Origin of the sequence: Streptomyces sp. NPDC057654 (genome assembly GCF_042800135.1) — a bacterium.
Taxonomy (GTDB): Bacteria; Actinomycetota; Actinomycetes; order Streptomycetales; family Streptomycetaceae; genus Streptomyces.
The window spans coordinates 1-12,017 of sequence record NZ_JBHVHQ010000182.1 but is presented as its reverse complement, the minus strand read 5'-3'; the positions used below and the strand labels follow the sequence as shown (position 1 = coordinate 12,017).

At 72.6% G+C, this 12,017-nt stretch carries 8 protein-coding genes and 2 pseudogenes; 5 read left to right on the top strand and 5 right to left on the bottom strand.

Annotated elements, in window-relative coordinates; translation table 11 throughout:
- Positions 1-2: 2 nt before the first annotated feature.
- Positions 3-1,226 (top strand): annotated as a pseudogene (locus tag ACFU99_RS16415) (exo-alpha-sialidase); the annotation flags it as partial.
- A 235-nt stretch (positions 1,227-1,461) separates the two neighbouring features.
- On the opposite strand, the gene ACFU99_RS16410 reads toward ACFU99_RS16415, so the two are convergent.
- The gene (locus ACFU99_RS16410) at positions 1,462-2,907 is read right to left on the bottom strand and encodes an MFS transporter (protein ID WP_384391850.1); all 1,446 of its coding nucleotides are present in this window, start codon (positions 2,905-2,907) and stop codon (positions 1,462-1,464) included.
- A 141-nt stretch (positions 2,908-3,048) separates the two neighbouring features.
- Positions 3,049-3,819, bottom strand: a complete 771-nt coding sequence (locus tag ACFU99_RS16405; RefSeq protein WP_384391848.1) for an ArsR/SmtB family transcription factor — start codon at positions 3,817-3,819, stop codon at positions 3,049-3,051.
- Between ACFU99_RS16405 and ACFU99_RS16400 the strand changes: the two are divergent.
- Positions 3,722-5,206 (top strand): annotated as a pseudogene (locus ACFU99_RS16400) (MFS transporter); the annotation flags it as partial. The gene ACFU99_RS16405 and the pseudogene ACFU99_RS16400 sit on opposite strands and share 98 nt — an antisense overlap.
- A 143-nt stretch (positions 5,207-5,349) precedes the next feature.
- Here ACFU99_RS16400 and ACFU99_RS16395 read toward each other — a convergent pair.
- On the bottom strand, positions 5,350-6,456 hold the full coding sequence (locus ACFU99_RS16395) for a bile acid:sodium symporter family protein (protein WP_384391845.1): 1,107 nt from the start codon (positions 6,454-6,456) through the stop codon (positions 5,350-5,352).
- 219 nt (positions 6,457-6,675) lie between these two features.
- Between ACFU99_RS16395 and ACFU99_RS16390 the strand changes: the two genes are divergently transcribed.
- The 3 genes from ACFU99_RS16390 to ACFU99_RS16380 all read left to right on the top strand — a co-directional run bounded on the left by ACFU99_RS16390 (position 6,676) and on the right by ACFU99_RS16380 (position 10,554).
- Positions 6,676-7,581, top strand: coding sequence for a LysR substrate-binding domain-containing protein (locus ACFU99_RS16390; RefSeq protein ID WP_384391842.1), 906 nt, complete (start codon positions 6,676-6,678; stop codon positions 7,579-7,581).
- Between the two features lie 169 nt (positions 7,582-7,750).
- Positions 7,751-9,574: an AMP-dependent synthetase/ligase gene (locus tag ACFU99_RS16385; protein WP_384391839.1), complete on the top strand. Its 1,824-nt coding sequence runs from the start codon at positions 7,751-7,753 to the stop codon at positions 9,572-9,574.
- A 149-nt stretch (positions 9,575-9,723) separates the two neighbouring features.
- A complete protein-coding gene (locus tag ACFU99_RS16380) occupies positions 9,724-10,554 on the top strand; it encodes an aldo/keto reductase (RefSeq protein WP_384391837.1) in 831 nt (276 codons plus the stop codon).
- Positions 10,555-10,599: 45 nt separating this feature from the next.
- Here ACFU99_RS16380 and ACFU99_RS16375 read toward each other — a convergent pair whose 3' ends face one another.
- Together ACFU99_RS16375 and ACFU99_RS16370 are read right to left on the bottom strand one after the other, a co-directional pair.
- On the bottom strand, positions 10,600-11,529 hold the full coding sequence (locus tag ACFU99_RS16375) for a class I SAM-dependent methyltransferase (protein WP_384391834.1): 930 nt from the start codon (positions 11,527-11,529) through the stop codon (positions 10,600-10,602).
- 112 nt (positions 11,530-11,641) lie between these two features.
- On the bottom strand, positions 11,642-12,017 hold a 376-nt coding region (locus tag ACFU99_RS16370; protein WP_384391831.1), incomplete at its 5' end, for a hypothetical protein.

The window sequence follows — 12,017 nt, the reverse complement described above, 5'->3', positions numbered from 1 at the left end:
CCATGACCCTGGCCTCGGGCGCGCTGCTCGCTCTGCTTCCTCTCCCCGCGCCGGCCGCGGGCGCCGCTCCCGCGGCGGCGCCCGCCGACTTCGACCAGCGCGTCCTGTTCAAGGCGTCGCAGGACCGCGGCGGCTACGCATGCTTCCGCATTCCCGCGATCGTCCGCTCGGCCCATGGCACGCTGCTCGCCTTCGCCGAGGGAAGGAAGCGCAACTGCGGCGACGCGACCGACATCGATCTCGTCCTCAAGCGCTCCGCCGACGGCGGCCGCACCTGGGGCCCGCTCCAGGTGGTCGACCGGGGGAACGGCGATACGCATGGCAACCCCGCGCCGGTCGTCGACCGAGGCAGCGGACGCATCGTGCTGGCCACCACCCATAACAAGGGGCGCTCCGACGCGAAGAGCTGCGACGTGCCCTGCGACCGGACGCCCCATATGCAGTACAGCGACAACGACGGCGCGAGTTGGTCGGCGTCGCGGGACGTCAGCCGCGAGCTGCGGCCGCGCGGCTGGAACTCCTGGTACGCGACCGGGCCCGTGCACGGCATCCAGCTCGCCCACGGGCGGCACCGCGGCCGCCTGGTCTTCTCCGTCAACGCCGAGAGCTGGAACGGCAGCCGGGTGACCGCCAACCACGCGGCGCTCATGCACAGCGACGACGGGGGGCGGCACTGGCACATCGGCGCGGTCGACAGCTGGCCCATCTCCCCCGGCGGCACCTTCCGCCAGAAGCCGTCCGAGATGACGCTCGCCGAGCGGAACGACGGCGCGATCTATGTGAACGGGCGCGAACAGGACGGCGTCGACCTCGGCAACCGCGACTACGCCGTCAGCCGCGACGGCGGCGACAGCTTCGCCGCGCCGTTCCGCACCATCCCGGACCTCTATACGCCCATGGTGCAGGGCTCCGTCATCCAGCGGCGGCCGGGCCGCTGGCTCCTGTCCCTGCCGGCCGACCCGGACCGCCGCCGGGCGATGATGATCCGCTCCTCCTACGACGAGGGGCGGACCTGGGAGAGCGCGGACCGCGGCAAGGCCGTCACCAGCGACTGGTCCGGCTACTCGGACATGGTGACGATCGACCGTCAGCGGACCGGGCTGCTTTATGAGGGCGGTGCGCATCACGCGCGGGAAGAGATCCGGTTCGCGCGCTTCACGGAGCGCTGGCTGGGTCCGCGACGGGCGGCGGACCCCAGGACGCGGGACCGGGCGGTGGGAGCGCGGGCGCTGTCCGACGCGGAGCTGGACCGCGTCCGGACGGACAACGCCCCGGTCGACAGCGGGGCGGCGGTGCTGTGGCTGCCGTTGGACCGGGTGGGACGGTTCTGAGAGACCGGTCGGTGGGGTAGCCCTGGGGACCCGTCGGTGAGGCGGTTTTGAGGAGGGGTGGGGTGGATCTGGGGTCGGTCGGTGGGCGGTTTCCCGGCCGGGGCAGGTGGTCCCCGGCTCATGGGGCCGGTCAGGTGTGGGTGGTGTCGCGGTGGCGGGGGAGGGTGAGGACCATCATGAGCACGCTGCACAGCAGGACGAGGGAGCCTACGCCGAAGGCCAGGCCGTAGCCGCCGGCCATGGCGCTCTTGCCGCCGCCGGAGTCGATGCGGGAGGCGGCGACGGTGGAGAGGATCGACAGGCCGAGAGCGCCGCCCATCTGGCGGGAGGTGTTGATCAGGCCGGAGACGAGTCCCTGGTCGGAGGGTTCGGCGCCGGAGGTGCCGAGCGAGGCGACGGGGGTGGCCATCAGGCCCGCGCCGAGGGCCATGAGGATGCCGGGGCCGAGGATGTCGGTGAGGTAGGTGCCGTCGGCGCTCATGCGGCTCTGCCAGATCATGCCGGCCGCGGATATCAGCGCTCCGGCGATGGCGAGGTTCTTGGCGCCGATGCGGTGCATGAGACGGGGGGCGATCTTCGAGCCGATGACGATGCTCAGGGAGTGCGGGATGAAGGAGAGTCCGGCTTGCAGCGGGGTGTAGCCGAGGACGTTCTGCATGTAGAGGGAGAGGAAGTACCACATGGAGAACATGGCGGCGCCGGCCAGGACCATCGCCGCGTTCGCCGACGAGACCGAGCGGATGCGGAAGAGCTTCAGCGGCATCAGGGGCGCTCTGGTGCGGGCCTCGACCGCCACGAAGGCCGCGATGACGACCAGTCCGGCGGCCATCGGCAGCAGGGCGACCGGGGCGGTCCAGCCCTTCGACTCGGTCTGCACGATGCCGTACGCGACCAGGGCGAGCCCGGCGGTCACCAGGAGCGCGCCCGGTATGTCCAGCCGTCGGCGTACCTCGTTCCGGCGACTCTCCGTCAGCCACAGCGCGGCGCCGACCAGGACGAGGGCGCCGACGGGCACGTTGATCAGCAGCACCCAGCGCCAGGAGAGGTACTCCGTGAGCACCCCGCCGACCAGGCCGCCCACCGCGCCGCCGCCCGCGCCGACGGCGGTCCAGGTGGCTATCGCACGGGTGCGGGCGTGCCCCACCGGAAAGGAGGTGGTGAGGATGGTGAGGGAGGCCGGGGAGAGCACGGCCGCGCCGACGCCCTGCACCGTGCGGGCGGCGACCAGTTGCCACGCCTCCTGGGCCAGACCGCCCGCCAGGCTCGCGACGGTGAAGAGCACGAGCCCGACCACGAAGATCCGCTTGCGGCCGAAGATGTCGGCCGCCCTGCCGCCGAGCAGCATGAAGCCCGCGAAGGTGATCACATAGGCGTTGACCACCCACTGAAGCCCCAGCTCGCTCAGCCCGAGCCCGCCGCGCATCGCGGGCAGCGCCACATTGACGACGGAGACGTCCAGCACGACGAGGAACTGCCCGGCGCAGACCAGCAGTGTCACCAGCCAGGCGGGGGAGGTCCTCTGGCGTATGTGGTCAGGCAGCTCTGTGGACGCGGTAGTTGAGGGCATAGAACTCATGCTCCCATTCGCCTCACGGGTCTCGCATCGGCGTACAGGCGCACATGCCCTGGTATGCGCGCCCCCGGCGGGCGGCAGAGGGAGCACGTTCGAAGGGGCAGCTCCCCCGCCGTGCCTCGGTGACGGGGTGCCGGGAGGGCGCTATGTCCTGCTCGGTTCCTCGGTGCGTACACCGAAGACCTGCCGCAGGCCGACTGTGCCCTCGTCCGTGGGGTGCACTGCGCGGGGGCTCGGGCCATGGCGGATCCAGTCGAGTTCGAAGAGGCGCTGGGTGAGGGCGGCGCCCAGGGCGCCGGAGAGATGGTGGCGCTGTTCGCTCCAGTCGACGCAGTAGCGGATGGCGGGGCGGCGGGAGGGGAGTTGGTCCATGTCGACGCCGAAGGAGGCGAGTTCGCGTCGGCCGGCCTCGGTGAGCTGGTAGTCGATATCGCGGCCGTAGGCGGAGAGCCGGTCGCGCACGGCCTGTTCGGGGCGGTGGACGCCGTCGTGTCCGGCGAGCAGGGAGCGTTCGATGAGGGCGCTCATCAGCGCTACGCCCAGCCGCCCGGCCAGGTGGTCGTAGCAGGTGCGGGCGCGGCGGAGGGCGTTGGCGCGGCTGCCCTCGCGGAGCGAGGTGACGGGCAGCGGGGGCGCGATGAGGGCGAGGGCTTCGATGGCGGCGCAGACCTCGGGGCCGGTGAGGCGGTAGTAGCGGTGACGACCGTTCTTCTCGGCGTTGATCATGCCCGCGTCCACGAGCTTGGCCAGGTGGGCGCTGACCGTCGGGGCCGAGACGCCCGCCTCGGCGGCCAGCAGCGAGGCCGGCAGCGCCCGCATGTCGGAGAGCGCCTTCAGAATGCGGGCGCGGGACGGGTCGGCGAACAGGGCCGCGGCGCGCGCGATGTCCGAGTCCCAGCTCTGCTGCGAGGTCATGGTTCAAGGGTACGGCGGCCATACTTCGTCAGGCGGCGAAGTAATACGGCCCGAGACTTTCAGCATGTTCCCCGCCAAGGTCTCCGGCCGGCCGCGCCGTGCCGCCCGGCCCTCGATGCCGTTGCCGCCGCTCGTCGCGCTCAGCCTCGGTTACTTCATGGTGATGCTGGACGTCACCGTGGTGACCGTCGCCGTGCCCGGCATCCGTACGTCCTTGCAGGCGAGCGCCGCCGGGTTGCAGTGGATCGTGGACGGTTACAGCGCCGTCTTCGCGGCGCTGCTGCTGCTCGGCGGCGGGCTGGGCGACCGGCTCGGGCACCGCAGGGTCTTCCTCACCGGGCTCGGTGCGTTCACGCTCGCCTCGATCGGCTGCGGGCTCGCGCCGACGACGGGCGCGCTGATCGCGGCCCGCCTTCTTCAGGGGGTGGGCGCGGCGCTCCTGGTGCCGTGCTCGCTGGCGCTCGTGGGGGACGCCTATCCCGAACGGGCCGTGCGGGCGCGGGCGTTCGGGGCCTGGGCCGCCGTGTCCGGGATCGGCTTCGCGTCCGGGCCGGTGCTCGGCGGGCTGATGCTCGCGGGGCTGGACTGGCGCGCGGTGTTCTGGCTCAACCTGCCGGTCGGCGCCCTCGCCATCTTCCTGACCTTGCGGTGTGTACCGGGTGCCGGGCGAGAGGAGCGGGCTGCCTCCGGTCCTCGCCCGGTGCGCGGGCGGCTCGATCCCGCCGGGCAGGTGCTGGCCGTGCTGGGGCTCGCCGCGTTGGCGACCGCGCTCAATGAAGCGAGCGGGGAGGGGTGGGTCTCGCCGCTCGTGCTCGGCGCGTTCGGCGTCGCGGTGCTGGCGCTGGGCGCCTTCGTCGCCGTGGAGCGGCGTTTGGAGGCCGCCCTCACACCCGGCGATACCAGTCGCCGGCTTCCCCTGCTGCCACCGTCCCTGTTCCGGCGGAGCGGTGTCGCGACCACCGCCGTGATCGGGGTGCTGCTCAATCTGGGCTTCTACGGGCTGCTCTATCTCGCCACCCTCTACTTCCAGCAGGAGCGCGGATACGGCCCTCTCGCCACCGGTCTCGCCATCCTGCCCGCCGCCTCCATGGTGTTCGTCTCCGCGCCGCTGTCCGGGCGGCTCACCGCGCGCTTCGGTCCGTACCGGCCGATGGCCTGGGGGATGCTGCTGGGCGCGGTCGGGTTCCTCGGGTGGCTGGCGGCGGGGCCCGGCACTCCGTACGCGTGGCTGCTGTTCCCGCTCGTCGCGACGGGGCTCGGGGTCCCGATGACCGTACCCGCCGCCACCGCCGCGATCATGGAGTCCGCCCCGGCGGACGGCTCGGGCATGGCCTCCGCCGTCTTCAACGTGGCCCGCCAGGTGGGCAACGCCATCGGCGTGGCGCTGTTCGGCACCCTCGCCGCGACCGGCGGCAGCCTCGTCGCCGGGGTCCATCTGTCGGCGGTGATCGCCTCCGGCGCGTTCGCGCTCGGCGCGCTCCTCGCCTGGCGTACGGGCCGACGAACGGCCGAAGGGACCCCGGCAGCCGACTACGCCACGGCGTCCGCCCGTTCGCCGGAGGCCTCCGCCGCCGACCCCTCGGCCGAACCCTGCACCGGAACCGCCCTCGCCGCCGCACCTGACCCCGCGTCCGTATCCGAACCGGCCTCCGACGGAGGAGTCGACGCGTCCGCCTGGCGTGCGTAGCGCTTGGCCAGTACCGCGCAGACCATCAGCTGCATCTGGTGGAAGAGCATCAGCGGCAGCACCGCGAGGCTGGCCTGGGCGCCGAAGAGCACGGTGGCCATGGGCAGCCCGGCGGCGAGGCTCTTCTTCGAGCCCGAGAAGGTGATCGCGATCCGGTCCTCACGGCTGAAGCCCAGCCTGCGCGCCCCGAAGGTGGTCAGGACGAGCATCGCGGCCAGCACCAGAGCCTCCGCCACCAGCAGCCCGAGCAGCCGCCACACCGTCACCTGGTGCCAGATGCCGCGCACCATGCCCTCGCTGAAGGCCGCGTAGACGACGAGGAGTATCGAGCCGCGGTCGACGAAGCCGAGCACCTTCTTGTGCCGTACGAGGAAGCCCGCGACCCAGCGGCGCAGCAGCTGCCCGGCGGCGAACGGCGCCAGGAGCTGGAGCAGGATCGAGACCAGCGAGTCCAGCGAGAAGCCGCCTCCGCTGTTGCCGAGGACCAGGGCGGCGAGCAGCGGGGTGAGGACGATGCCGATGATGCTGGAGAAGGAGCCCGCGCAGACCGCCGCCGCCACGTTGCCGCGGGCGATGGAGGTGAAGGCGATGGAGGACTGGATCGTGGACGGCACGAGGCACAGGAAGAGCAGTCCGGTGTACAGCTGCGGACTCAGCAGGTACGGGACCAGGCCGCGGGTGGCCAGTCCCAGCACCGGGAAGATGGCGAACGTGCAGGCCAGTACGGTGAGGTGGAGCCGCCAGTGGCGCACCCCGTCCATGGCCTCGCGGGTGGACAGCCGTGCTCCGTAGAGGAAGAACAGGAGCGCCACCGCTCCCGTGGACGCTCCGTCGGCGACCGGCGCGGCCGCGCCGCGCGCGGGCAGTACCGCCGCGAGGGCCACCGTGCCGAGCAGCGCGCATATGTAGGGGTCCACCGGCAGTCTGGACAGGAAAGCTGGGCGACGCATGGTCTCTCTTCGCTCGGCGGCCGACCGCTCCGCTTCGGGAGGACCGGCCGAAACGGTGTCTGTGTGTCCCACGAGTTAACTGGCGTTACATGGCTGGACGGGCGTTGCACGGTGCCCTCCCAGCCTGCCCCTGTTCCGTCACATCGGGAACCCCTCTGACCGTGCTGACTGTCATCACACATCGCGATAACGGCCCGGCACGCGGCTAGCCTGGGCGGCATGTTCGAACCGGCGCAGCTCCGTACGTTCCTCACGGTCGCGCAGACCCTCAGCTTCACCCAGGCCGCGCAGCGCCTCGGGGTGCGTCAGTCGACCGTCAGCCAGCAGGTGCGCAAGCTGGAGGGGCAGGCCGGCCGGCAGTTGTTCGTCCGGGACACGCACAGCGTGCAGCTCACCGAGGACGGCGAGGCCATGCTGGGTTTCGCCCGGACGATCCTGGCGGCGAACGAACGGGCCGCCACTTGGTTCGCGGGCACCCGGCTGCACGGGCGGCTGCGGTTCGGGGCGTCCGAGGACTTCGTGCTGACCCGGCTGCCCGAGATCCTGGACGCCTTCCGCCGCGACCACCCGGAGGTCGAGGTGGAGCTGACCGTGGAGCTGTCCGAGACGCTGCACGAACTGCTGGCCGCCGGCCGCCTCGACCTGGTGCTGGCCAAGCGCCACCCGGAGGAACAGCGCGGCCACGCCGGGGTGCGGGAGGAACTGGTGTGGCGCGACAAGCTCGTCTGGATCGGCAGCGCGCGACTGCGGATCGACCCGCACCGGCCGCTGCCGCTGGTCGTCTATCCCGCGCCGGGCGTGTCCCGCGCCCGGGCGCTGGAGGTGCTGGAGCGGCACGGCCGCTCCTGGCGCGTGGCGTGTACGAGCCGCAGCCTGAACGGGCTGATCGCGGCGGCGCGGGCGGGGCTGGGCGTGATGGCGCACACGCGGGGCATGATCCCGCCGGGGCTGCTCGGCGTGCCCGCCCGCGCGGGCCTGCCCGACCTCGGCGGCATCGACGTCGTCCTGCTGCACGCGGCCCGCGCGGGCTCGGCGCGGGGGCCCGCCGAAGCGCTCGCGGAGACGATTCTGGCGGGCGGCGACCGGCTCCAGGGGGCGCCCCGAATCGGTCCGGTCCTGGGGTAGCGGCTTGGTCCGGTCCTGGGGTAACGGCCCAGTGCCCGCGTCGGGGGGATTCGGTGCAGATGCGCGCGGGGCCGCGTCATCGGGCCGTCGAGAAGGTGTTCTGGAGCCGTGCGGGATCGGATACGGTCGCGACACCATGTGGATACGGAGTGTCACAAGGAGCGGGTAGTTGCGTGAGTTCACCGTCCCCCCGATGGCGACGGCGCCCCACGTCGGAGGGCTGGCGGACGTCGTGTTCGACCACGCCGAGAAGGACCCGGACCGGGCCGCGCTCAGCCGCAGAGTGGACGGCGACTGGCAGGACGTGAGCGCGGCGCTGTTCCGCGACGAGGTGCTCGCGCTGGCCAAGGGGCTGCTCGCGCAGGGCGTGCGGTTCGGCGACCGGGTGGCTCTCATGTCCCGCACCCGCTACGAGTGGACGCTCTTCGACTTCGCCCTGTGGACCATCGGCGCCCAGCCGGTCCCCCTCTACCCCACGGCCTCCGCCGAGCAGGTCTTCTGGACGCTCTACGACTCGGGCGTGTGCGCCTGCGTCGTGGAGCACGAGGACCACGCGATGACCGTCGGCTCCGTCATCGACCGGCTGCCGCGGCTGGCCCGGCTGTGGCAGCTGGACGCGGGCGCGCTGGCGGAGCTGTACGCGGCCGGGGCGCATATCGAGGACGAGGTGGTGCACCGGCACCGGCTGGCGCTCACCCCCGACTCCCCCGCGACCGTCATCTACACCTCGGGCACCACCGGCCGGCCCAAGGGCTGCGTCCTCACGCACGCCAATTTCATGGCCGAGACCGACAACATCGTCCAGCGGTACGACGGGGCCTTCCGCTCCCACCCCGGCGACGAGCCGTCGACGCTGCTGTTCCTGCCGCTCGCGCACGTCTTCGGGCGGATGGTGCAGATCGCGGCGGTGCGCGGCCGGGTCAAGCTGGCCCACCAGCCGCAGCTCACGGCCGCGGTGCTGCTCGCGGACCTCCAGTCCTTCCGGCCGACGTTCGTCCTGGCCGTCCCGTACATCTTCGAGAAGGTCTTCGGCGCGGCCCGGCGTACGGCCGAAGCGGAGGGGAAGGCGGGCCCCTTCGACAAGGCCGTGGACGTGGCGGTGCGGTACGCGGAGGCGGTGGAGCACAAGGCGTTCGGCACGGGGCACGGCCCGAGCGCGGCGCTGCGGGTGCGCCACCAGTTCTTCGACAAGGTCGTCTACACCAAGGTGCGCGAGGCGCTGGGCGGCCGGATGCGGCACGCGATGTCGGGCGGCTCGGCGATGGAGCGGCGGCTCGGCCTGTTCTTCGCGGGCGCGGGCGTGACCATCTTCGAGGGGTACGGGCTCACCGAGTCGACGGCCGCGGCCACCGCCAACCCGCCCGAGCAGACCCGCTTCGGCACGGTCGGGCGGCCGGTGCCCGGCACCACCGTGCGCATCGCCGACGACGGGGAGGTGTGGCTGCGCGGCGGCCAGGTCTTCGCCGGCTATCTGGGCGACGCGAGGGCGACCGAGGCGGTGCTCCGGGACGGCTGGCTGGCCACCGGCGACCTCGGGGCCCTCGACGAGGACGGATATCTGACCATCACGGGGCGCAAGAAGGAGATCCTGGTGACCTCGGGCGGCAAGAGCGTCTCGCCCGTGGCCCTGGAGGCGCGGGTCCGGGCCCATCCGCTGGTCGCCCAGTGCATCGTCGTCGGCAACGACCGCCCGTACGTGGCGGCGCTCATCACCCTCGACGCGGAGGCCGTCGCGCACTGGCTGATGATGCGCGGCAAGCCGGTGCCGGCCGCCGCCGCGCTCGTACGGGACCCGGACCTGGAGACGGAGGTCCGGCGGGCGGTGGTGGCCGCGAACACGCTCGTCTCGCACGCCGAGTCGATCCGTACGTTCCGGATACTGGCCGCGCCGTTCAGCGAGGAGGACGGGCTGCTGACGCCGTCGCTCAAGCTCAAGCGCAAGGCGATCGAGAGCGCGTACGCGGCGGAGGTCGACGCGCTGTACCGGACGTAGCCGGGTGCGCGGTGCCAGGCATGGCCGGCCCGCGGTTCGGGTACTTTGCGATGCGCATGACATTTTTCCCGCTCCGGCGGGAATGCGACGAGGTGGCCGATGAGCCACCATGAAGTATCAGCATTCCGACGATTAAGGACCGATCGAGCGTGAGCAAGATTCCTTCCATCACTCTCAACAACGGCGTCGAAATGCCACAGCTCGGCTTCGGCGTGTGGCAGGTCGCCGACGACGAGGCGTTCACCGCGGTGGGCCACGCCCTGGAGGCCGGCTACCGCAGCATCGACACCGCCGCCGCGTACGAGAACGAGGTGGGCACCGGCAAGGCGCTGGCTGCCTCCGGCATCGACCGTGACGAACTGTTCGTCACGACGAAGCTGTGGAACGCCGATCAGGGGTACGACACCACGCTGCGCGCCTTCGACGCGTCGCTGTCCAAGCTCGGCCTGGACTATGTCGACCTGTACCTCATCCACTGGCCGATCTGGTGGCGCGGCGAGACCGTCAACACCTACCGGGCCTTCGAGAAGATCCTCGCCGACGGCCGCGCCAAGGCGATCGGCGTCTCCAACTTCCAGCCGCACCACCTGGAGCAGCTCGCCGCCGAGACGTCCGTCGTCCCGGCCGTGGACCAGATCGAACTGCACCCGCAGTTCGCCCAGGCCGAGGCGCGCGCCTACCACGCCCAGCACAACATCGCCACCGAGGCGTGGTCCCCGCTGGGCCAGGGCAAGGACCTGCTGGACGACCCGAAGATCGCCGCCATCGCGCGGAAGCACGGCGTCACCCCGGCGCAGACGGTGCTGCGCTGGCACCTCCAGCTCGGCAACATCGTCATCCCCAAGTCCGTGACCCCGTCCCGGATCAAGGAGAACATCGACGTCCTCGGCTTCGAGCTGGACGACGAGGATCTGGCGTCGATCGCGACGCTGGACTCCGGCAACCGGCTGGGCCCGGACCCGGAGTCCTTCGACCTCTGACGCGGCCTCTGACGCGGCCTCTGACGAAAGGCGCCGCGGACCGCGTCAGGCGGGCCGCACCGCCGTGTGCACGGTGCGGGCGCCGAGCAGGAAGGCGTCCGGGCGCAGCAGCAGGCCCCTCGGGTCCTCGGGGTCGAGGAGGCGCTCCAGCGCGGCGCGGTCCTCGGCGTCGAGGAGTTCGTTCGCGGCCTCTCCCTTACGGGCGAGCGTGGCGTGGACGTACGCGCGGGCGTCCGCGCCGAGCGGGGCGGGCAGGTCGATGAGGAAGGTCCGGCTCCGTACGTCCGTGAGCCCGGCGGCGGCCAGGAACGCGGGCCAGTCCTCGACGGCCTCCTTGGCGTCGGGCAGCGCGGCCCGCATGTCGGTGAACCAGTCGTCGTTGAGCACATCCAGTCGGGCCTGGAGTCCGGGGCGGCCGAAGCCGATGTCGCGGGGCAGCGCGCGCATCGGCAGGCCGCCCTCGGCGACGGCGAGGAGGCCGCCGGGGCGCAGTTTCCGGGCGAGCCGCTCCACGGCGTCCTGCTGGTCGCCGATGTGGTGCAGGGTCATGCTGGACCAGATGAGATCGGCGTCGCCGATCGCGTCGAGCCCGTCGGGGAGGTCGGCGAGGCGGGTGTGTACGCGCTCGGCGAGGCCCAGCCCGGCGGCGCGGGCGCGGGTGCGCTCCAGCAGCGCCTCCGTGCCGTCCACGGCGACGACCTCGGCCTCCGGGAACGCCCGCGCGAACTGGCAGGCGCCGACGCCGGGCCCGCTGCCGATGTCGAGCAGCCGCCGGACCGGGGGCGCGCCCGCGGCCTCGGCGCGTTCGCGGAGCCAGACCGCGGCCTGGTCGACGACGGGCGCCTCGACTTCGGCGCCCATTTCGAGCAGCGGGCCCATCACGTCCCAGTCCATCTCCGCCCCGTCGTGATGGTGGTGCTGATGCCCGTGCTGGTGTCGGTGTCCGTGGTCCGTGAGCTGCTGCTGGTCGGTCATCGCTGCCTCCGGTCGGCCTGGTGCGTACGAGTCCGAGCTTCCGCCGTACGTCCCCGGATCGCCAAACCCTGTTGCCGTTCCCGCAAAAGCGCCCCGGCCGCCGGACGCCGCCTCAGGTGATGTCGGTGACGGTGACGCTCACGCCCACGTGCGGGGCCGGTTCCCCCGGCCGCGTGACGGCTTCGACGACGGCCGAGGTGACGGCGGCGCGCACCGCGCGGGTCACGGCGAGCGCCTGGTGGCCGCGGCGTACGGCCAGGTGGACGCGGAGCTGCCAGCCGCCCGCGCCAGGCAGGCGCTCCGCCCGTACGCCCGCGATCCGGCTCCGGGCGGCGCCCCAGGCGGCCACCGCGCCGCCCGCGCCCGCGGGCAGCCGGCGGGCGGCGGCGCCGCGGACCATGTCGGCGAGGCCGGGGCGCAGGAAGGCGACGCCGGGCGTGGCGCGGGCGGCGTCGGCCGCCGCCGTCAGCACGCGGGCGGTCTCCGGT